Below are 22,206 nucleotides of genomic sequence, written 5' to 3'. Positions count from 1 at the left end.
GCCTAGAGGATGAAAACGCCAGAAGATAGCGAGGGAAAGCCCTTGTGGATAAATATCACAGGGCTGTGGGTAAATGCGGTCCATCCACAGGTATTGTCCACGGGGTTGTGCACAGCTGTGGATGAAGCATAGGGATATCTGCGACTTGCCCCAAACGGGGAAAAGTCCCCCCAAAATCCCGGTCCAGGCGTTCCCTCCTCGGATCCTTCGTTTGACTCAGCGCCCTTAAATGACCTAACGTTGTGAAGTCCCATGTGTCTGCTTTGCGCTCTTGCGTGCGCTTCTTGTAATAGAGAAGCGAGAAGCGGGCATCCATAAACTTAGCGTCGACCCCTTTCTTAGCTACGGGCAAGGCGCATCTTTGATTGTCTTGGAGTAACTACCGTGAGCAAGCGGACTTTTCAGCCGAACAACCGCCGTCGTGCCAAGAAGCACGGCTTCCGCCTTCGTATGCGCACCCGTGCAGGCCGCGCCATTTTGGCCGCCCGTCGCACCAAGGGTCGCGTAGAGCTGTCGGCCTAAACAATAACTGCTTGACGATTCGTCGAGCCTTAGTGAAGTAGCGGTTGATCGCAAGGTGCTGGCCACCAAGAATAGAATGCGGACTTCCGCCAACTTCTCACATACTGTACGTTCCGGCGTCCGCAATGGACGCCGGAACTTAGTGTTATATATGGTGTCCACTTCTCCGGATGAACCCAGCCAGGTTGGGTTCATCGTGGCGAAGACCGTTGGGAACGCTGTGACCCGCAATCTCGTTAAGAGGAGACTGCGGGAAATAGTTGTCGAAACGATCAGACAGCGACCTCATGGAATCAACGTGGTGGTGCGGGCCCTGCCCGTTTCCTCCGACGCTTCCTACAGTGAGCTTGTCACGGACTATCGCAAGGCATTTTCCACGGCTTCTTCCCGTCTTCACGGGAAGGTGGAAAACCCTTCGCCGGTGGCACCAGCACCTGCAGTAGACAAGGTTCACGTGTCAAAAGGAGAAGATGCTTTGTGATCCCATCACAAACGCAACGCCGCGCACACGGCTGGCATGCCGTCGTCGTGCGTTTCTTGTGGCATTTTCCCCGCAATATTCTTATTATCGTTTTGAAAATGTACCGGCGCGTCATCTCACCCACATATGGGCAGGTGTGCCGGTTTTTTCCGTCATGTTCGGCCTATGCACTGGAAGCTGTGACCGTTCACGGCGCCGTCAAGGGCAGTTGGTTTGCTGCACGCAGGGTCGTGCGCTGCCATCCCTGGAGTGCAGGCGGGCTGGATCCGGTACCTTCACCGGCCAATGTTAATTGGGATGACCCTTCCACGGTGCCCCTCATTGTCCAGCTGAACCACCCGGATGTATTTCTGGCCAAGCAACAGGCATCACAAAGCCGCAAAGCGGTTTGAGGAGATAGATAAAGAAATATGGGCTTCTTCAACACAATTCTGTTCCCCTTCAAATGGGTTGTCTCATGGATCATGGTTGCCTTCCATGATGTTCTGACCTTCCTGGGGATGGATGCTGCCTCAGGCATCACATGGACACTGTCCATCATCGGCCTGGTACTGGTCATCCGTGCTGCCTTGATTCCTGTGTTTGTCAAGCAGATCAAGGCACAGCGAGGCATGCAGGCATTGCAGCCGGATATGAAGAAGCTCCAGGCCAAGTACAAGGGCAAGACCGACCAGCTGTCCCGTCAGGCCATGGGCCAGGAACAGATGGCTCTGTACAAGGAGCACGGCACCAACCCGTTCTCCGCATGCCTGCCCATGCTGATCCAGATGCCGTTCTTCTTCTCCCTGTTCCAGGTACTTTCAGGGGTTTCCAAGGCTGCCAGCACCGGCACCACCATTGGGGCCATGAACTCTGCCCAGGTCATGCAGTTCGACAACGCCACGATCTTTGGCGCCCAGCTTTCCGATGCTCTCCTGCCGTCCTTCCAAGCCGGAAACCTGACCTTCGCCATTGCGGCGCTCTCAATCGTCATGATTATTGCCATGATCGCCTCGCAGTTCATCACGCAGAAGCAGATCATGTCCAAGAACATGTCTGAAGAAGCCATGCAGGGCCCGTTCATGAAGCAGCAGAAGATGATGCTGTACGTGCTGCCGCTGGTCTTCGGTATTGGTGGCGTGAACTTCCCCATCGGTGTCCTGATCTACTGGACCACCACCAACCTGTGGACCATGGGCCAGCAGTTCTTCGTGATCCGCCGCATGCCCACCCCCGGCTCGCCCGCTTACAGGGAGTACCAGAAACGCCGCGAGGCCAAGGGCCTGCCGCTGCTCGGCGCTTCAAAGAAGAAGTTCGAGGAAGTTGTCGAAGAAATTCCTGAGCTCAAGGGCCAGCGGAACCAGCCACAACGCAAGAACAGGAAGAAGAAATAATGCCTGAAGAAATGCAGCTTGTCCCTGAGGAAGCAACAGCCCCCGTGGCCACCGGTGCCAGCCGTCTGGAAGAGGAAGGCGACATCGCAGCCGACTACCTCGAGGAACTGCTGGACATTGCCGATATCGATGGAGATATTGACATTGAGGTCCGCAATGGACGCACCTACATTTCCATTGTCACCGACGAGGAAACAGATTCACTCCAGAACCTGGTCGGCCAAGACGGCGAAGTCTTGGATGCGCTGCAGGAACTGACGCGCTTGAGTGTGCTCTCGGCAACCGAGAGCCGTTCACGCCTGGTCCTAGATATTTCGGGCTACCGCGATCGCAGGAACGTCGAATTGGCCAAGATCGCCAAAGACGCAGCCGAGCAGATCACATTAGGCAGCGAGTCAGTTGCGCTCGATCCCATGGGCGCCTACGAACGCAAGATTGTGCACGACGCGATCGCCGAGCTCGGATTCGAATCCGAATCCGAGGGTGAAGGCGCCAAACGCCACATCGTGGTGACAGCTGCGCAATAGCGCACGCTGCAGGGAAAGTTTCCAATTTGTCCCGGCCACTGCCTGAGGGGAGTGGCCGGGACGTCGGGTTAGAGGACACAAAACAAGTGGTTGAACTTACAGCTCAAGAAGCCGTCGCGGCGGAGCGTATCTTTGGTGATCGGCTTGATCTGGCCAAACGCTACGTGGAACACCTGGCGACCTCGGGAATTGAACGCGGACTGATCGGTCCCCGGGAAGTTCCCCGGCTGTGGAGCCGGCACGTGTTGAACTGTGCCGTTGTTGCAGAATTGATTGACGACGGCGCCAAGGTTGCCGACGTGGGCAGCGGCGCCGGCCTTCCGGGGCTCTGCCTGGCCATTGCGCGTCCCGACCTTTACCTGACCCTCATTGAGCCGCTGGAGCGCCGCGTCACGTGGCTTGAAGAAGTGGTCATGGACCTAGGCCTTTCCAATGTGGAGATCATCCGGTCACGCGCCGAAGCGGCCATTGGCAAGGTTGAGTGCTCGGTTGTGACCGCCCGTGCGGTCTCTGCCCTAAAGACTTTGGCCCCGCTGACGATCCCGCTTCTGGGCGGCGAGGGCGAGCTTCTGGCAATCAAGGGACGCAGTGCCGAAGAGGAAATCGCCACCGCTGGCAAGACCATCAGGAATCTTGGTGGCTACCTCACCGAGGTGCTGGTGGCCGGTCAGGAGGTCTTGGAGGAGCCCACAACTGTCGTTCGCGTAAAGGTGAAGCGGCGCTGATCCCATTGCTGTGGGTTCGTACCGATAGGCTAGAGGTTGGCAACCATCGCCACAGGAAAGAGAGAGTGTCAGCGTGACCAGTAGCGAAGCAGCTTCGCAACGGATCCCTCCGTTCATGACCCTGGGATCGGCACGTTCGAATGCCTCAAATCAACCGAAATTGGTTGGTTATTCCAATACAGGAACTGACTTGAATGTTTCACGTGAAACGGAATCGAGTGCAGTGAGCCCATTGGACAATGACTTCGACGACAGTAGCCCCATTGCCAGCCAGCTTGTCAGCGAGACCAAACGGCGCGCACGCCTCCTGGGACGCAGCCTTCCGCGACCCACACGCACGCGCATATTGACCGTTGCGAACCAAAAGGGCGGCGTGGGAAAAACCACGACGACAGTGAATGTCGCCGCGGCGCTCGCATCGGCCGGCCTGCAGGTGATGGTTATCGACATCGACCCCCAGGGCAACGCGTCGACGGCATTGGGCGTTCCCCACCACGCGGAAATCGATAGCATTTATGACGTTCTTATCAATGATTTCGCCATGGCGGACGTCGTGGCCAAGTGCCCTGACATTGATAATTTGTACTGCGCACCGGCGACGATCCACCTTGCTGGAGCAGAAATTGAACTAGTTTCGCTGGTTGCGCGTGAGCAAAGACTCCGCCGAGCCATCGACGAATATGTGCGGTACCGCGAAAAGAACGGCTTGCCGCGCCTCGACTTCATCTTCATTGACTGCCCGCCCAGCCTCGGCCTCCTGACGGTCAACGCCTTCTGCGCAGCCAACGAAGTGATGATCCCCATCCAGTGCGAGTATTATGCACTCGAAGGTTTGAGCCAGCTGTTGAAGAACATCGAGATGATTCAAAAGCACCTTAATTCCGACCTCGTTGTGTCAACCATCCTGTTGACCATGTACGACGGACGCACCAACTTGGCCGCGCATGTGGCTGCTGATGTTCGTGAACATTTCCCGCAGCAGGTGCTTCAGGCCTTGATTCCGAGGTCCGTGAGGATCTCGGAGGCGCCCAGCTACCAACAAACGGTTATGACCTATGACCCGTCCTCGACGGGTGCGTTGTCATACCTGGAGGCTGCTGCTGAGCTTGCTGAGCGGTCTGTATTCTAGTAGTCAGTGCCGCGCGCACTTTATATTTTTCAATGAAGTTCATCAGACCCCAGTGTTGGGGTTCATTCGACGGAGGATGTCTCAATGACTGACAAGCGCAGGGGTCTTGGTCGTGGTTTGGGCGCCTTGATTCCCAACTCTTCGGGCGATGAGACGGGTTCTTCGCTGCCGACGCGGCCAGTGGACCTCTTCTTCCCAGAGCCCAAGGGACGCAATCCAGAGGCTGCACCGGCCAGGACAGCCAAGAAGGTGCCTGTCGTTGAGCTTGTTGAGGTTCCCGGCGCCACCTTCATGGAATTGCCTGTCGGAACGATCCACCCGAACCGGAAACAGCCGCGTAGCGTCTTTGACGAAGACGATATGGCCGAATTGGTTCACTCGGTTCGCGAAATCGGTGTTCTTCAGCCCATCGTTGTACGAAAGTCCACCGAAAAGGGCGATCAGCCCTATGAATTGGTCATGGGTGAACGGCGTTGGCGGGCCAGCCAGGCTGCTGGTTTGGAAACCATCCCCGTCATTGTCCGTGAAACGACTGACGACAACCTTCTCCGTGACGCGCTTCTTGAGAATCTGCACCGCAGCCAGCTGAATCCCCTGGAAGAGGCAGCCGCATACCAGCAGCTCCTAGAAGACTTTGGCACCACGCACGAACAGCTGGCCGACCGTATCGGTCGTTCACGTCCCCAGGTGTCCAATACCTTGCGACTCCTGAAGCTGCCTGCCGTCGTGCAACGACGTGTGGCTGCCGGTGTCTTGTCGGCCGGCCATGCGCGTGCGCTGTTGGCATTGCCGGATGCAGCATCCATGGAGCAACTGGCCCAGAAGATTGTTGCTGAAGGAATGTCAGTCAGGGCGACCGAGGAAGCTGTCCAGCTCTATCACGCACCCCTGAGTGGGCAGAAGCCTGCGGCCAAGACGCCAAGCCCGCGTCATGAGCGCTTGGACTTTCTGGCCAGCTCATTGGCTGATCGTTTAGACACCAACGTTAAGATTTCCTTGGGCGCCCGCAAAGGCAAGGTCAGCATCGAATTCGCATCGGTTGAAGACCTTAACCGGATCATGGAAGTGTTGAGCCCCGACGGCAAATAGCTGAGTCAACAATACAGTGGCGGTGTTTCACGTGAAACACCGCCACTTGTGGCTTAAAGTAAGTTCTCCTGGAATGATCCTAAGCGACAAAATGAGAATTGGTATTATTCATGATCCGCAGTCAACGCACCCTCAAATCATGCCTACGGGAGTGAATCTTCGATTTCAGGCGGAGCCGCCTCAAACTGGATGATCTTTTGTCCGGTGATCCTTGAGCGGTGGTGACCAGATTATTTCCCCATGCACGGCTTTGCGGGGTCGGTCCGGTGATGTCATGATCAACGCGTGGCTTTTTGGTGTGGACGAGTTTCCTGACTGTTCGGGTTCAGCCTGCCTCTAGGCGGATACTACTTGGTGACACAGTACGGGACCTCCATCGATCTGCATTTTAGTTCAACTTAATTGGTGGAGGCACCCGTTGACGCATCAGCTGCCGCGGGTGCAGTCCGCACGCGTGAGTCAACCGCAGGTTCACTACCACCTGCAGTCAGAATCGACCAGGAGTGGCCCAACGGGCGTGGTAGGGGGATTGGGTTCGGATGTCATTCTCCACGGTTTCTGTGTCATCACTTCATGGGCGGGCTGTTCTTGGCGTCATCTAAGTGACGAGACGTTTCACGTGAAACACCTCCTTACTAGGTAGTTGACGCAGTTCGCGCATATTGTCAGATCTCAAGATTTATCCGGTGCGTCCGGCCTGTCCGGTCTGGCTGGGCAGTCCAGGTGAAGCTTGGTCTTCACCTGACCGGTACTCGCCGAGGGCTCTGTACGTGGCATTCCGCGGTCACGAACGAGGGCCCACTGTGCTGACCAGCTTCCGATATACCGCGGACCCGGCCTGTAGTCTGCAGCTGAGCCCATCTGAGCCCATCTGAGCCCAACTGAGCCCTTCTGAGCCTGCCTGAGCCTGCCTCATGAGACGTAAATGCCGAGCCTGGCCACCCCTGGGCCGTGTATCGGATACTACGAGAACCTGGCGACGACCACTGTCAACGAGGGACGCAAGTAGATGCGCAGGCGAAGCGTTTGATGCGACGGCACACCCTTTAGAGTTCCGCTAATCGACGGGAAGCGAGGGGTGGCTGCGAGTGGAGACACCAGAAGATGGTCGCCACGTGGGGATGGTAGAGAGCTTCTGCGGGGAGAGAACAGGACAAATCCTACTTCCCCGAATTGAGTCATGCCTGAGAGTCTGAGGCGAAAGCGTTCTGGCAGATCTGTCCGTCTACCTTGCTAGTTTGAAAGCGTTTCACGTGAAACGGAACCGCTTTCCAAGGGAGCATGCACAGAAACATCTGCTCACATCGCGACGGAATCGACTACTTGGAACCTGCACAATGGGAGACAATGCCAAGTACGGAGTGAAGCCAAGATACCCGCTAGCAAGGGGAACGGCCTGCGGCCGTGAACCCTCCTTCCCGGAGTTAGATGATTCACCTATCGCCATCATGACCTTCAGGAGCGGTACTTGCGGTCGGTGACCCCACCCCGAAGGCGCAGATGTTTCACGTGGAACAGGAACAACTTTTGAGTCGCCACTGGCCGGGTGGTATCACCAGGGGCATATCTGCATGAAATTGCAGCAGTGTAGCGGTGAAAATGCCGACAATTGAAGCTGTCGTACGAGGCAGCCCAAACGATTCTTGTCCCAGAGGTGGCGGCGAAGATTCCGTGGTATTGCTGGAACTCATCAAAATGGCAGTCGTTCCGTGCTTCCTAGTTGGCTGCACGGAACTTCGCCGAAGAGGCAGGCCAAGGCGCTGGGTCACGGACAACGTTCATAATATCAACGCGGTGGTGAGCTGTCATGGACGGCGTCGACGTTGCGCGGTTGATGAGGGGAGGGACACTCAGGTCAATACGTACTTAAGACCATGCCGGGCGTCAGTTGCAACAGCCATTCGCGGCCCAGAGTGTCCTGACAAGGATATCGCGTATGGCCACATATCGCGCCTACAGGCGAAAAGAGGAATCGGTGCACCCGAAGGGCGAATTCGACCGGGTAAAGTCCTCCTCCACTCCCAGATTCGTATGCTTTTCGATCACTCAGCCAAGTACACCGACGCCTTCAATGGGTTGACCATTGCAGTCGAGTGGTGACCATCAGGGTATGCGCGAACTATGGAACGGTCACCCTGACACTGTCTCGATCCCTAGCGCGGGCAAGGAAGTCTACTGTGCCGTCGAGCTCGCGCGTTAGCGGAGCGGTGCCCCGGACTTGCCGGTTGGGACGATGACCAGCCAGAACCCTGGCCCCTCCTAAGTACTGCGCACGTGGCCAAAAATCCCTATCCAGATCAGTCAGCGGCAGCAAGAAGGCGATGACGGCAGACGGCGCGAACGCAGTTGTGGGCCTCTTGAGTTCCAGCGCCCTTCTACTCCTGCGACGTTCATGAATGCCGACGACGGCAAGCCTGACGGTGCTCGTGCCGACACATTGCGAACGGGTTCATCCTCGCAGTTGATCAGGCACGGCCAACTTGAACTGGCCACCAACAGATTATTTTCTCTCTCGCCATGCCGTGAGAGCTTGCAAGCGAAGCTTAGACCAGACAAGCGACCGACGCGTGAATTTTGAAGGCCTGCCTGTTCTGAGAATGCGGCCGAGCATCGCTGGGTGCTTGACTTGGGTCAGGTCGCGGGTAACCACGAACGAAGGCAGTTCAGCCTTGGCCCGTTGCCAACATTATGGCATCGGGAGAATTGCCTGTGGCGGGGCCAAAGATATTGCGACATTCACCGTTCCACAGTGAGCATCGAAGCCTCAGATCGTGCTGCTGATGCGTTGGTTCGACGTCTGCGCTTGGACCGAAACGGGTCGATATTGTTTGGTTGAGCAACTTGTGGGGCTCAGCCACGTTCGAAGCGGTCTCGGTAGACAGCTGGAAAGATCAGGTGGGAAAGCATAAAGCGTGACCTGCTGTGGTGCGCAGGAGCCATGGGAACAATAGGCCCGGCTGAGTGCAGCACTTTTGCGAGAAGACCCGGGTCGTCATGAAAGGTAAATAGCGAGCAAAACCATTTCAACGCTCGTTGAAACCGCGTGACAACGACTCAGCGAAGCTGAGGGCATCGCGTTCATCGGGGCTGGCGCGTGGCGTTGACACCTGGTGAGGCAAGTTTTGATCTGAAGATACCCAAGCAGCGGAATAGGTCCTTCTTCCAAGGTTTGCTTGAACGTCGCCGCCGCATTAACCAAGCTATCAACGGGGCCGATACTGGGAATCTCCGTCATCGACTACCCGTCCGTGTTCCGAAACGCGACCGAATACTAGGCATGGGTCGAACGCCAGGTGGTCTCTCAAGCGACCCTGGTCGCTTGGGCGTGTACACCTGACTTGCTGTCGGGCAATGGATGTATTGATGTCTAAGGGTCCGTGGCAGTGCATCGGTACGTATCCCTCGCCGCAGCAGTTGAAGCCAGTGTTGCCCGAGGACGATTGGTACCGTTGACGTCGGTGATGACTCAGACAGGGCAAATCCTCCCATGGTGGGAGGAGACGGCAATCGCTTCTGGTAAAGCCAGCGGTTCCAGTCCTGCCAAATCCATCAAGTCAGGCGTTCAGACGACTGTTCTCATACCTGAATGTTTGGGCGTACTACGGGATCGCCAGAGCCTTCCGGACAACGACGTTGGCGCCAGGGTGGAACATGGACGCTACCCCGGTATCGAGGCGACTCCGAGACGTGCACAACTTATCTATGGCATCGGACTCTCGCCGGACAGCCGGGACTCCTTGCGTCTGGCCGCACATCGCAAACTCACAATCCGGCGCCTCGGCGTGCCCCAGGCCCAGCCATACGCCGGTCCGCGCATTGCTCCTCTGGCCGGCCGAAAATTTGCGCAGCTGGCGAGCTTTCCATCCGTCGAAACTCGCAGGGCGCATGTGTGGGTTTTGGCGTGTGTATCTGGATCAATGACATGGGTGTCTCTGTCGCCCACGACGGTCATGCAGGACTGCCCGGCAGATCGGGCCGTTCCCAGCGCTGACTCGGGACTGTGTTGCGCCGATGCAGTTCTATAGGGTGTGAAGGTCCATACCAACTTCTGGTGGGCCGGATGTGCTCGTCTCAAACCATCGGAGTCGCCAGAGAAATGGCAGCCTAAGGGGACAGTTCTGACAGCATCAGTTCACTGCCCTGGCAGGTTCGAATATGAGAAAGTCGTAGACGGCGGATCGGCACCAGTCTGTCCACCAGCCCGGCGCTCCTGTCAACATCCATTCGAGACGATGATGTCCGAGACGTTCGTGGGCTCGGAGAGGCGTGGGCTGCAAGAGAGGGGGAGCCAGAGGATATCCGGTGCCCCTCCGTTTTGGCAGCCGGGGGACCATCATGGACACCCTTCAGATCCGCGCACTCACTCCGGGCCGAGCAGACGTTTCGCAGTCCGAACTGCACGAACCCAATACGGTGGGACGGTGGGGCAGGAGTATGCAAAGAGGGAGCTTACACCCGCCAGGCAGATCATAGGTCTGTACATTACCGTCGGGCGGGTCGAAGTAGAGCACAGCATTTGTCAACAGGATGCACGAGTAGATTCGTCTACCCGCTAGGAACTCGATCCAGGATCCTGGGGTATCAGCCACCGAACCCGATACCCGAATCCAGGAGACACGGCCGGCGCCTCCCGTGACTACTTGCAGCCAAGACCGGTGCCATTGTGCCAGAAGCCGTCTGGGCAACCTGACTGAGACCAATCAGCCGCAGACTAGGGGATCAATGCCCATATCGGTCTGGGAGGTTCACCGGGTGGGGAGGGAACATTCCTGCCTGCACGCACCAGAAGTGCAGCGGAGCTCTCCCCAACAGCTCGGGCCTGCTTGCGCGCCGCAGCGGCACGGCTCGTTGTCGGAACCACAAACCGCACTGCACAGCCCCAGTGGTTCGTATGGCAGTCCGCCCACCGGCACAATCTTCAACCGACTCAAGGCGGCCGAGGCAATCAGGCAACCTAGACTAACCGGATCGGCCAACACAGTCTCCGGCCTCGTGGGCTTCCCTCCAGTAGATGCCGCAGGTCCTGCCAAAAGCAAGTTAAGGATGAATTCTAGGTCCTCCCCGTATATTGCGGAGCGTCCTCGCCAGACAGCCCTGCTCGACGGCCCCATCGAATCACCAGGCTGTCTTGCTACTTCCTTAAAATTGGACCACGGTGTGTGGTTTGATCCGGCCTCGGAGGCGGTAGATGTTGCGTGAGAGGTTGATGACCTCGGCGTGGTGGAAGATTCGATAGATCGTGGGCGTCGCCGAAGACGTCGGCCCAGTGGCTGGCCGCGAGGTTGCTAGTCAGGATCAGTGAGGCGCGTTCATAGCGGGAGGCGACGAGCTGGAAGAACAGGTTCGCGGAGTCTTGGTCGTATGGTGTGTAACCGACTTCATCAATCTATGCGGACATCCGCATAGGTCAATGACACGGAGCTTGTAACGGCGAAGTTTGGCGGGTTCGGCCCCGAGTTGCCCACGGTTGTGGGTTTCGGCCAGGCGGGTGCTTTCGAGCGTGTTGTTTGACGACGGCGGCGTCGCCTTGAATGAGGATGGGATCGATGGTCTGCTCGTCATGGTGACGGGTGTTTCAGGGCATGCCAAAGCACAGTCTCGTCTTTTTTTAGGTGCGCAGGGGTGGGCTGAGTCGGTTACCTCGTGTGAAATACCGGATCATGGTCCAAGGTGGCAGCTCGACACTTGCCCGGTGGTTGTAAGCCAGAGCGGCGCCTGCCAAGATATTCAGGCTCCACCCGAGAAGGCTCGGCCGCTGCCGGCAGCCTTGGCCGCCAGCGCGGTCCCAATAACCTCCACAGTGTCGGCCCGGCGTAGGGCCAACGGGGCCGGCAACAGGACTTGTGTGCGTCCTCAGTCGGCACACCGGGCTCGCAGCGGCGTCGAGCTATGAGGGCAGGGTATGTCGCCCGTCAGCAAGGCCGTCTCGGCTTGCTGGGGGCTGCCCACGACCATCATCGCGCCCGCTCCTCTTCCTACACCAAAAGCTCATGTCAATGGCTCTTGCCTGCCACGCTCCGGCGGGGAAGGGGCCACTTCGTGGAGAACAGCGAAGCCCCGGAACGAAGGAATCACTCCACCACGGGCGGACCGAGCAAAACCGTGCCGCCAATTTGGTTGCTCAGAGATTTCGGACGTCGGCGGGAATAGCGGATCTGGTCCGCTGCCAACGATGCACAAACCACAGCAGCTACATCGTCACCCACAACGACCAATGCGCCCCAAACAACGCGACGCGTAACAGAGGGCACCCCCTCCGGTCGCGGAGGCGAAAAGGACCCGGTGCGCGGCGTGGCCAGCCGGGATGGAGATGCCGACGGAGAGGTGGGTTTTGGCGGTGCGGTGCGGGCCGAGCAGGACCATGTTTTTGCTTCTTCCAGGAACACCCCTGTGCCCTGGTGGCTGATCAGGGATCGGTCAGCGGCGGGTTGGTGGTCGAAGGTGAACTCCTCCAGGCCTTTACGGCCTGGTATCTTCGCGGCCTTGATCCGCCACCCAGCGCCGGATGCTTCACGTTCAGTGACCTCCCGGGGGAGCATGATGGAGAGGTATTCCTCGTGCCTCAACCCGGCGTTGCGGGTGTTATCGGACGGATGCGGTACCGATCACCGATCCGCGGGGCACGCAGGGCGCGGGCGTAGTACTCGATGTCTTTTCCTGTATTGACGGCAGGTTTCGTGGTGGGGTTCATTGCTTGGCCCCTGCCAGCCCGGTCCGCGGCGACCAGATCTACCGGAGCGCCGTGGCGAGAACGTGTGTAACGGGCATTGGCGCGCGGCAGCCACGCGTCGCGCTGATCGTTAAAGTTATGCGGGTCGATTAAGTCCTATTCCGGCATGAACCCGGGCCGGAAGAACCCGTTCATGCGTTCCAACATGCCCTTGGATTAAGCATCCCGTGGCGGCAGGAGTTTGATCTCGGTGCCCAACACCCCGGCGAACGCGCTGGCAGCGTCTGTCAGTTTCCCGCGGCCGATGCCAGCCTCGGATGTCGCAACCAGCCCGGCCGGGACCGCCCCGGCATCCTGGATCGGCTTCAACATCCCACCGAGCAGGTCCTCAGTGGTGCTGGAGGGAATCATGCGGGCCTGCACGAACCCGGAATACGCTCGGGTAATCACCAGCAGCGGCGGCTTACCTTCCTGCCCGTACCCCAAAGGCAGCGGCTGGTGCGGGAACCATAGACCGCACCGCACGGCTTTGCCCTGGTCATGCACGAGCCGGTCCGCAGGATCCGACGGCGCATACTCGGGCCTGACCGCAGCGACCATAACCCGCAACAACGACGCCGTTCCGGACCAGACCACCCGCTCAGCCAACACCGTCGCCGGCATGCGCTCGTACCTGGGCACAGTCTCCGCGGCCAACGCCCGATCAGCGCTCCCACGGTAGCCGCCCGGCAATTTCGCCAACTGCCGCTTGGAGATCTTCTCGTTCACATAGCGGTGGGGGATAGTTACCCAATCATCCACATTGATCACCTTCAATGATGTCAAGTGGCCTCGTTATCGCGTGGCGACGATGGCTCTATTTTCAGTTGGCCTCGACACCATATTGGTCATCGGCCGGACTGATGCACACCGGGGCGCGTGTCCAATGGGCAGAGGGTTCCAGAAACTGCCGACGCATACCCGTGCGTGCGCGTGGGGACCAGAGGAGAAGTCGAACAATGAGCATGTCCGCGTGTATGGAATTACGAAATAGGTACTCGGCGGTTCGCGAACCGGAGTCAAAGAGTGTTTAGTGCGAGATCAGAAACGGCTTGGTGGCGCGCTCGGCTGGCACAGCACAAACGTCACGCACGCCCCAACTCCAGGGGCAGATGTCGTCTCTGCAGATCCTCGGTGCGGGAATCATGCGGTTGAGGCTTCGTGGGTAAACGTGGACAACGTGGTGGTTCGACTGCCACTGGATTGTCCTGCGGAAAACGGGGGTACGACGCTCCGGCCGAGCAGGCCAGACGGCAGCAATGATTGAAGCCGTGATGAACCATCTGGAGGCCAGTAAGGTCGGCGACGCATCTTGGCATACGGGTGATGAGCAAATACGTGAGGAAGGACTGCATTGCGATTCATCTGAGTTCAAATTCGGTACCTGTCATTGGCCGACAACCAGGGCTCTTCACCATCGATATCTTGGCGTACTGCAGAGACCGCGTCGTTGGCACGTACGCGATCTGTGTGCCGCTGCCCGATGAATTCACAGTTCTTCCTCGCCACTGGATGGCACGACAGAAACTGTCACCTAGTGGTCACCTCGATAGGTGGAATCCCTCGAGACGAGGGGACCGAATTTCTCAACCTACGGGTCAAAGTCCTTGGCGGGAGAATCATCGTCCACAGGATCTGCTCCCACCTACCACAATTCGACTAGAACTTGCTTGAGGAGCCAAGAAGGCCGTGCTGCCGGATCAGGCACTTAATTGCTGTAAAGATATCGAAGCTTCACGACAGGGCCTAATCTAGTTTGTCCTCTGCGAAGCTCTGACGCAATCGCCCATGCCAGCCGACCAATTAGGTCTCAGGCTTTGGGAATGGACAACGATGAAGGCATCGTAGTAGACAGTGATCCGCCGTCGCCAAGGCGCTATGAGGATCGGACTTCACCCAGAACCCAGTAAGGCCAGCGGGTCAGTACTTGAGGTGAGACCCAGATGGTCGATTCCATGGGACCGGTCCCTTCCGGACTGCGGCTCAACTTTTAGTTCATTGCAATTGTTAGTTTCACGTGAAACGTAAGTCAAATGGCCATCGGATGTTCCACGTGAAACAGCGACGGGGGATACCAGTTGCCTAGTTCGAGGGCTTTATGCGTGTAAGGCACGGGTGCCTTGAATGCCATCGTGGTGTTGGTGGTGTCAGGTTGCGTCGGGGTGGTTGGTGTGGAAGTCTGCGATGGCTTGTTGGGTCAGGATGGTGTTGTCTTCGGCGTTGGGGATGGCCCAGGCGGGTTCTTGGGGGAGGTTTTCGGGGTCCCAGTCTTGTTCCTGATCGATGGTGGCTGCGGCTTGGGTGTAGTAGGCGTCATCATGCCAGTTGCCGCTGGTTTGGAGGTCTTCGAGGGTGGTGTTGATGAGGTTTTTCAGGAATGCGGGGTAGAGCGGTGGTTGCCCGTCCCCGGAATCTGGCGGGTAGTAGTAGCCTGCTGGTGAGGTCCAGGCGACCCCTGTTTCTGTCATGGTCGGGGTCCAGCCGCGCAGTGTGATGGCGGCCCGGTCCGGGGACTGGTCGGTGCGGTACGCACCGGTGCGGGTCCTATCGTCCTTGAAGTGCTTGAACCGGGCATGGTGGCGGTGGCACAGGTGCTCGAGATTCTTATAGGTGGTGGTGCCGCCGTGTTCGTAGGCGTAAAGGTGGTCGATGTCGCAGGTGGCGGCCTTGGCCAGGCAGCCCGGGAACTGGCAGTATTCATCCCTGATCGCCAGCATGGTCCGCATCGCGGTGGTGACCCGGTAGCGTTGCGGGGCACTGTCCAGGGGCTCGTTGCTGATGGGATCCACCAACACCCGGTAGAAACTGGAGGATTGCGCGAGGAGGTGTTCGGCGACGTCCATGCTCAAGGGCCCCACGCCCTCCATCCACGCCGGCTCATTCGTGCACCCCAACAACGACAGGGCCGGGATAAGGATGATCGGCAGGACCTTCGGCATCGGCGGCCACACCACCGGCTCAGGTGAGGCACCTGAGGCTGCTGTAGCTGAAGCTATGGGGGATCCAGCCGAGGTGAAGGGTGGCGCAGCAGTCCCCTCGGGCCCATCGGGGTGGTCCCCCTCGGGCCCATCGGGGTGGTCGTGGTTGGCTGGCTGGTCAGGTGGTGTCCCTGCCCTGGCCGGTGCTGGTGCTGGGGCTGGGGTTCTGGGTGGGGCTGGGGTGAGGGTGGGTTGTGTGGCCAGGGGCCGCCACGTGTTCCAGTCGAGGACGTCGGGGTCCGTGAATCCGGGGTCTTCGTAGTCTGGGTCATCAAAGTGTGGAACCCCTGAGGCTGGCGGGTTGTAGCCGCCGTGGAACGGGTCCGGGAACCCGCCACCGGCACACCCCTCCGGCTCCACCGGAGCAAACCACGGCCCACCGTCCTGCCCTCCAGCCGGAGCCTGGACCGGAGCCTGCGCCTGTGCCGGAGCCTGTGCCGGAGCCGAAGCCCGTGCCGGTGCCTGGACCGGTGTGGGTGTGGGTGGTGGGGTGTGGATGTGGTTTTCGTCCATGGTTTGATTCAGCAGCAAGGCGGTGGCGACGTCGGCGCGGAGTTGGGTCAGGGTGCGGGTTTCGTGGGGGCCTTGGGCTGCTTGGGCGGTGCGGGTGCATTGGTCCCAGATTCCCTCGATACTGGGGGCCGGGGCCCACAGGCTCAGCAGTGACATGCCATCCACGGCGCGGCTGATCCGTAAGTTCCGGTGCGTATAGGCTTGGCGGGTTTTGGCTGGGATCGTTTCCGGGTACGAGCGTTCACGCAGGCGGCGGGCTTTTTCCTTGAAGCTGGGCAGGCTGGACCCTTCAGCCTTGCCCAACAAGGCCGCCTCGAACCTCTCAATCGTGTCCCCGGCGATGCCGCCCTGGCGCAGCAGGGCGGTTTCTTGCGCGATGATCACCGCATGCTCCCACCCCAGCCCGCCCGCCTCCAGGACGGCCATGGTGGCTGGCAGGTCCCGGACCAGGGTCTTCGCGTGGGCCATCAACTGGTAGTTCACGCCCTCGGGCAGGTGCAGCAGGGAGGCGATCTCGGCCCTAGACCCGTCCAGGTGGGCCTCCCGCGCCCACACATCCAACCCCAACACCGTCCCTTCGAAGGCGGCAGCGGATTCAAAACGTTCCAACAAGCGCGCAGCAACCCCGGCACACCGATTCTGCAACCGGTTCAAGGCCGCAATGTCCGCAGCGCACTGATCCATCAAAAGCCGGGCACCATCCAACTGACACTCAGGCACAAAAACAGCATCAGCATCAGGGTCGGAACCGGATGGGCCGGTGGGGCGGGTCTGGAACCTGGCGGCGGGATCGGGCAGGCGCGGCAAATCCGCCAGGCACGCAATGTCAGTGGCAAGGGGTTCAATGGAGGGAAGAACAAGACCGGCCACCAGTGCCGCCACACCGGAGGTGGCGGGGGAAGGATCCCGACCCGTCGGGAAATTCACTGAACTGCCCATACCACTAGTATAGTCGCCTGATACTAGAGAATCAATAGAACTAACTGGTTACTAGTCGGTATGTTCAAGATATGCATAAAGGCCGCACCCACCGCTCCACGCGATAGGCGGACAAGGTTTCACGTGAAACCTACTTGGGAGCGCCCGAAAACGCTGAAGCGTCGAAAGTACGACCCCAAGAGCCCGATCTCGAGAATTCCGGAAATCTTTTTGGGACGCTTAGGATCGATCTGGGAGAAGTCAAAAATGGCACTTAAATGGGTATGGACCGAACTATGTCCGGCCCATACCCATTAGGTGCTTTCGCACCGAATTATGTCTTTGCGGGTCCTACTTCAGAACACTGGCAAATTCTTTTTCAAAGTACTGCTTCGGGCGTGCGCCGATTACTGTTCCCGTAACTTCGCCGCCCTCAAACAGATATACGGCAGGAATCGAGGTGATGCCGTATTTGGCTGAGATGGCCGGGTTTGCGTCCACGTCCACCTTCACCACGGTGACCTTGTCCGAGTACTCCACGGACATCTCGTCCAGGATCGGTCCCAGCTTCCGGCAGGGGCCACACCATTCGGCCCAGAAGTCCACGATGACGGGCTTTTCTGAATTAAGGACCGTGTCGGCAAACGTTGCATCTGTTGCGCTTGTTGCATTGCTCATGGCGAACTACTTTCTCTTAGGAATGCTGATCGGCCAGGAAGTGCTCCACATCCAGTGCGGCAACACATCCCGAACCGGCAGCTGTGATGGCTTGGCGGTAGGTGGGGTCGACGACGTCGCCCGCGGCGAAGACGCCTGGCAGGTTCGTCTTTGAGGAGCGACCTTCGACGGCGATGGTTCCTGCAGCGGTCAGCTCAAGGGCGCCCTTGACGAGGTCAACACGGGGATCGTTGCCGATGGCAACGAAAACTCCGGTGACAGCAAGTTCGCTCGGCTCGCCCGTGACGAGGTTGTTCAGGCGGATGCCGCTGACCTTGGCGTCGCCGTCAATGCCAACAACCTCAGAGTTCCACACGAACTTGATCTTCGGGTGGTTCAGCGCGCGCTCGGCCATGATCTTGGAGGCTCGCAGTGTGTCACGGCGGTGCACCACGGTGACGGACTCTGCGAACTTGGTCAGGAAGATTGCCTCTTCCATGGCGGAGTCTCCGCCACCAATCACGGCGATGTCGTGGCCCTTGAAGAAGAAGCCGTCGCACGTGGCGCACGAGCTCACGCCGTGGCCCACAAGGCGCTTCTCACCCTCGACACCCAGCTCGCGGTAGGCGGAACCTGTCGAGATAATGACTGTGCGTGCCTTGAACTCCTGGCCGTCGGCCAGGGTCACGGTCTTAATGGCACCTTCGAGCTCGACTGAAGTGACGTCGTCGTACATGACCTCGGTGCCGAACTTCTCGGCCTGCTGGCCCAGGTTGTCCATGAGGTCCGGGCCCATGATTCCTTCAGGGAAGCCGGGGAAGTTCTCCACCTCGGTGGTGTTCATCAGCTCACCGCCGGCGGTGACTGAGCCGGCGATCATGAGCGGCTTGAGATCTGCGCGGGCAGTGTAGATCGCGGCCGTGTATCCGGCGGGACCTGAACCTACGATGATGACATCACGGACATCGCTTGCGGGGGTGGCTTGCGTGCTCACGGGTGGGTGTTCCTCTTCCTTCTTTGATCGAGCCGCGCAGTGGCGGCCCCATGGGACCTTCGCTATCCACAACCCGTCCGGGGGTACGGTTATTCCGCAGCGATGGCGCGGCGGAACAGATGTGGGTTACTTGACGCTGATTTCGCTGATTTTCAAGCCATAGGGGTAGGTGACGAACGGCTGGAGTTTGGGCAGCTGGGTGAAGTTAATGATGACGTACTTGGCCTTGACACCGGGAGCAGCCGTCAACGTGAAATCAGGAGCGCTGAAGGAGCCGCTGCCGATCTTTGTGGCGTCCTGGAGCTCTGGTTTGCTGTTTGTCAGGATGTTGAACTGTCCGCCGGAACCGCCCAGCTGGTTGATCGTAACGGAGCTGATGGTGGATTCATCCGCCAGTTCAACAACCAGGTCGATGCCTTCTGTGAGGTTGGCAAAGTCTGCGTTGGAAAACTCAACCGTTGGCCAATACGTGGCTTTGTTACCGTCGATGGCGTCCTTGAGACGCGGGTAGTACGCCTCACTGAAGTTCTGGACAACGGGGGCGTAGGTAGTGATATCTGTGAGGTTCTTGATCACCGGAAGCACGGGCTTCGGTTCGGCAGGGGCACCTGACGACGGCGCCTGGCTGGGTTGCGGCGTTGGTGCGGAGGTGGTGGTGGTGCCAGCCTGATTGGTTGATCCGTTGGACAGGCCGCCGATGTGCTGGACGGCGAAAATGAGCCCGCCAATGAGCAGGACGGCCACGATCGCACCCGTCAGCCAACGTCCGCTGGAGCGGGGGGCGTTGCCGTCGTCGTCCTCTTCGAGAAGGTCGTCCTGGGCGTGTTCCGTATCCTCCCCGCGCAAGTGGGCCGGGAAAGTGCCGGCGGGGGCAGCCGCGGCGTTGTCCTGCCACGAGTCGTGGTCTTCATTGATGAAACCGTAGTCCCCGTCATCCCATAGCGTCACCTTCTCCTCAGCGGGGGCCGGAGTGGCAACGGGAGGCACGACGACGGCGGCGGGGCTGGGTGCCGGCGTCACCGCCGCCGTTGGCGGCGCGGTGTGGGGCGGCGTGTTCGGCTGGGGGGGCAGCGGCACGGCAGCGCGGGTCACCTTGGGCAGCGGTGTTGCTGGCGTCATGGGCGAGTTGTCTTCATAGACATAGGCGCCCCCGGCAGGCGCGGCGTCGCGGGCCTTCCCGAAGATTTCCGTGCCGAGCGTGTCGGTAAAGAACGGCTCCTGGTATACCTCTTCGGCGGGATCGGTGGGAATCACCAGGTCCAAAAGGTCCGTGGGGGAGGTCCGTGCCGCAATCAGGTAGGTGGCGTCGTCCTGCACACCGAGATCCAAGATGGAAACATTGGAGATCCTGGAGCCGATGGCGACCTCGCGGGCGCTCTGTGTCAGGTTCGCGGAATTCGAGACGGCTGAAACAAGTATGCTGACCGGTCGGTTCAGGACTTGGTCCAAGCCATCCAGAATGACGTCATTCTCGGCGGAGGCCAAGATACGTCCGGTCACCTTGTAGCGGCCGCCAAGGATGGAGCCCACATCAATGGGTTGTGGCACCAAATCCTCCTCATACATGCACGGTGGCTGGCGTGAGTTATGCACGCGCAGCCATATTTTGACTGATTCTATCGGACAACACTGCAAGTTCCATGGTTGCGCCCATGTCGGAGCACTTCATTTTATTGAATTGCGCTTATTTAAAAGGCAGGCGGCCGCGCACTTTCGCCAGCACGGGATTGAGCAGCGCATCCACTTCAGCAACACGCAGCTGCTTGAGGGTCACGACGTAGATCACAGCCATGGCGGTTCCGACAATGGCAAGGACGACCGCTGACGCCGATATTGACGACCACATGAAGCCTGCACCGGAGGAACTGCCAAACAGCCGCAGCAGAAGCTCCCCGGCAATGCCTGCCAGGAGGGCCGCCGCCAGAAAGCGCATGTGCGCGCGCATGATCGTGCCGCCGCCGTAGTCGCCGAGTTTCGTCTTGAGGAAGAAATGACTGACCACGGGGCCCAGGACGTTTGTCAGGGTGTAGCTCGCTGCGAGGCCATAGATGATGAATTCCTGTGGCAGGAGGGAGGCAGACAACGCCGACGCCATTCCGATGCTCACCATGATGCACTGGATGACGAAGGGCGCCCGGGCGTTCTCCTGGGCATAAAACGCCCTGTTGAGGATGAAGTTGATGCTGTAGAACGGGGCCCCAATGGCAAGAATTGAGAGTGTGATGGCGATTTGGCGGCCAACATTTTCGTGACCTCCGCTGAAGAGCATGCCGAACGGCCCCGAAAGAACAAGGAGCGCAATGGCGGCAAAGACGGTGGCCATGCCAGTGGTCCTCAGTGCTCCGCCAAGTGAGCTGCGCAGTGCCGAGAGGTCCTTGCTTGCGGCGGCCCTGGCCATGGCCGTGAACATCACCGTGGCAATCGAGAGGGCAATGATGGAGTGCGGCATGATGTACAGCTCGGTGGCGCGGTTGAGCGCAAAGATGCCGGGAATGGTGGATGCCGCCCCGGGGGCATCGTCACCGCCGGGAATCGTTGCCACACGCAGGATGACGATGAAGCTCAGGTTGCCAATGATCATGGTGCCCATGGTCCACACGGCAACCTTGGCGGTACTGCCTAGCCCGGTACCGCGCCAGCCAAACTTGGGTCGCAGGTTCAGACCCAGGCGGTGCACGGGGATCACGAGCACGGCCGACTGCATCACAATGCCCAACGTGGCGGTTCCCGCCAGCATCCACGTCTGGGCCATGGTCCAGTTCTCAACGGTATGCGGGGTGCTTTTGGAACTGCCGGCCACGAAAATGAACACCAGGAGGCCGGCGATGGCCACGACATTGTTGATGACCGGCGCCCACGCGTAGGCCTTGAACGAATTGTGGGCGTTCAGGACCTGCCCCAGCAGCGAGAACAGGCCGTAGAAGAAGATTTGCGGCAACAGGAACAGGCCAAAGGTGATGGCCAGTAGGAGGTTCTCACCCTCGAAAGATGTGGACAGGCCCATGATGGGGGACACGAGCAACAGGACAATGGCCGTGAGCGCCAGCAGTCCCATGACACCCAGCGTCAACAGCCGGGAGATGAAGTCTGTGCCGTGGTCGGCCTGCCTGCTGGCCTTGGCGATCTGCGGGATCAGCACGGCATTGAACACACCGCCGGCGAGCATCAGGAAAATCAGGTTGGGCAGGTTGTTGGAGCCCTCAAAAATGTTGGCGATGGCCGTGTCTGCAATCGCGATGCCAAGCACAATCCCCTTGACGAAGCCAAGGATGCGCGAGGCCAGGGTGCCGATGGCCATGGTGGCACTTGAGCGGGCGGCGCTGGGTGCGGCTGTCTTGGCCGCGGCGGTTGCGCCAGGCCCGGCCGTGTCCTTCCTGCCACCCAGGCGGCCAACCGACGACGGCGACCGGCCTTCCCCTGCGATCATGGGCATCGCACCCGTGGGAGGGGTGGTCTGCAGGGCACCCAGCGGGGAAGCCTGCACGGCTGCGAGCATCGAGGTGTCGAGGCTTGGCTGCAGGAAGGCCGAATGCGGTGCTGCTGTGGGTTTCGGGGGGATGTGGACCCGTTCATCGTTAGACATTGATCCCA

Annotated in this window: 16 protein-coding genes; 8 read left to right on the top strand and 8 right to left on the bottom strand. The window is 59.4% G+C overall.

Annotation, left to right across the window (positions count from 1 at the left end; genetic code table 11):
- Positions 1–384 precede the first annotated feature (384 nt).
- From rpmH to AAGW05_RS05395, 8 genes are all read left to right on the top strand, one after another.
- Positions 385–522: a 50S ribosomal protein L34 gene (rpmH, locus tag AAGW05_RS05430; protein ID WP_044569795.1), complete on the top strand. Its 138-nt coding sequence runs from the start codon at positions 385–387 to the stop codon at positions 520–522.
- Positions 523–577: 55 nt separating this feature from the next.
- Complete coding sequence (rnpA, locus tag AAGW05_RS05425) at positions 578–1,003, top strand: ribonuclease P protein component (protein ID WP_411803455.1); 426 nt, start codon at positions 578–580, stop codon at positions 1,001–1,003.
- A complete protein-coding gene (gene yidD, locus AAGW05_RS05420; RefSeq protein ID WP_411803497.1) occupies positions 1,003–1,395 on the top strand; it encodes a membrane protein insertion efficiency factor YidD in 393 nt (130 codons plus the stop codon). Before rnpA ends, yidD begins: the two co-directional genes overlap by 1 nt.
- Positions 1,396–1,413: 18 nt before the next feature.
- The gene (yidC, locus tag AAGW05_RS05415; protein ID WP_411803454.1) at positions 1,414–2,376 is read left to right on the top strand and encodes a membrane protein insertase YidC; all 963 of its coding nucleotides are present in this window, start codon (positions 1,414–1,416) and stop codon (positions 2,374–2,376) included.
- On the top strand, positions 2,376–2,903 hold the full coding sequence (locus AAGW05_RS05410) for a protein jag (protein ID WP_411803453.1): 528 nt from the start codon (positions 2,376–2,378) through the stop codon (positions 2,901–2,903). Before yidC ends, AAGW05_RS05410 begins: the two co-directional genes overlap by 1 nt.
- Before the next feature lie 86 nt (positions 2,904–2,989).
- Complete coding sequence (gene rsmG / locus AAGW05_RS05405) at positions 2,990–3,628, top strand: 16S rRNA (guanine(527)-N(7))-methyltransferase RsmG (protein WP_411803452.1); 639 nt, start codon at positions 2,990–2,992, stop codon at positions 3,626–3,628.
- A 115-nt stretch (positions 3,629–3,743) separates the two neighbouring features.
- Positions 3,744–4,757: a ParA family protein gene (locus AAGW05_RS05400; RefSeq protein WP_411803496.1), complete on the top strand. Its 1,014-nt coding sequence runs from the start codon at positions 3,744–3,746 to the stop codon at positions 4,755–4,757.
- An 84-nt stretch (positions 4,758–4,841) separates the two neighbouring features.
- Positions 4,842–5,846, top strand: a complete 1,005-nt coding sequence (locus AAGW05_RS05395; RefSeq protein WP_411803451.1) for a ParB/RepB/Spo0J family partition protein — start codon at positions 4,842–4,844, stop codon at positions 5,844–5,846.
- A gap of 5,131 nt (positions 5,847–10,977) precedes the next feature.
- On the opposite strand, the gene AAGW05_RS05390 is transcribed toward AAGW05_RS05395, so the two are convergent.
- The 8 genes from AAGW05_RS05390 to murJ all read right to left on the bottom strand — a co-directional run bounded on the left by AAGW05_RS05390 (position 10,978) and on the right by murJ (position 22,198).
- Positions 10,978–11,187, bottom strand: a complete 210-nt coding sequence (locus tag AAGW05_RS05390; protein ID WP_411803495.1) for an ATP-binding protein — start codon at positions 11,185–11,187, stop codon at positions 10,978–10,980.
- A 1,221-nt stretch (positions 11,188–12,408) separates the two neighbouring features.
- Positions 12,409–12,537, bottom strand: a complete 129-nt coding sequence (locus AAGW05_RS05385) for a hypothetical protein (RefSeq protein ID WP_411803450.1) — start codon at positions 12,535–12,537, stop codon at positions 12,409–12,411.
- A gap of 195 nt (positions 12,538–12,732) precedes the next feature.
- On the bottom strand, positions 12,733–13,341 hold the full coding sequence (locus AAGW05_RS05380; RefSeq protein ID WP_411803449.1) for a hypothetical protein: 609 nt from the start codon (positions 13,339–13,341) through the stop codon (positions 12,733–12,735).
- A 1,361-nt stretch (positions 13,342–14,702) separates the two neighbouring features.
- The gene (locus AAGW05_RS05375; protein WP_411803448.1) at positions 14,703–16,985 is read right to left on the bottom strand and encodes a DUF222 domain-containing protein; all 2,283 of its coding nucleotides are present in this window, start codon (positions 16,983–16,985) and stop codon (positions 14,703–14,705) included.
- A gap of 330 nt (positions 16,986–17,315) precedes the next feature.
- The gene (gene trxA / locus AAGW05_RS05370) at positions 17,316–17,642 is read right to left on the bottom strand and encodes a thioredoxin (protein ID WP_411803447.1); all 327 of its coding nucleotides are present in this window, start codon (positions 17,640–17,642) and stop codon (positions 17,316–17,318) included.
- A gap of 16 nt (positions 17,643–17,658) precedes the next feature.
- Complete coding sequence (gene trxB, locus AAGW05_RS05365) at positions 17,659–18,615, bottom strand: thioredoxin-disulfide reductase (RefSeq protein ID WP_411803446.1); 957 nt, start codon at positions 18,613–18,615, stop codon at positions 17,659–17,661.
- Between the two features lie 126 nt (positions 18,616–18,741).
- Positions 18,742–20,163 carry an ABC transporter substrate-binding protein gene (locus AAGW05_RS05360; RefSeq protein WP_411803445.1) on the bottom strand — a complete coding sequence of 474 codons (1,422 nt, stop codon included), beginning with the start codon at positions 20,161–20,163 and terminating at the stop codon, positions 18,742–18,744.
- 136 nt (positions 20,164–20,299) lie between these two features.
- A complete protein-coding gene (gene murJ, locus AAGW05_RS05355; RefSeq protein WP_411803443.1) occupies positions 20,300–22,198 on the bottom strand; it encodes a murein biosynthesis integral membrane protein MurJ in 1,899 nt (632 codons plus the stop codon).
- Positions 22,199–22,206: the final 8 nt, after the last annotated feature.

This window comes from Arthrobacter sp. LAPM80, from assembly GCF_046736435.1.
Classification (GTDB): domain Bacteria; phylum Actinomycetota; class Actinomycetes; order Actinomycetales; family Micrococcaceae; genus Specibacter.
Note: the sequence above shows the minus strand (reverse complement) of the source record. Positions and strands in the feature narration are given on the sequence as shown.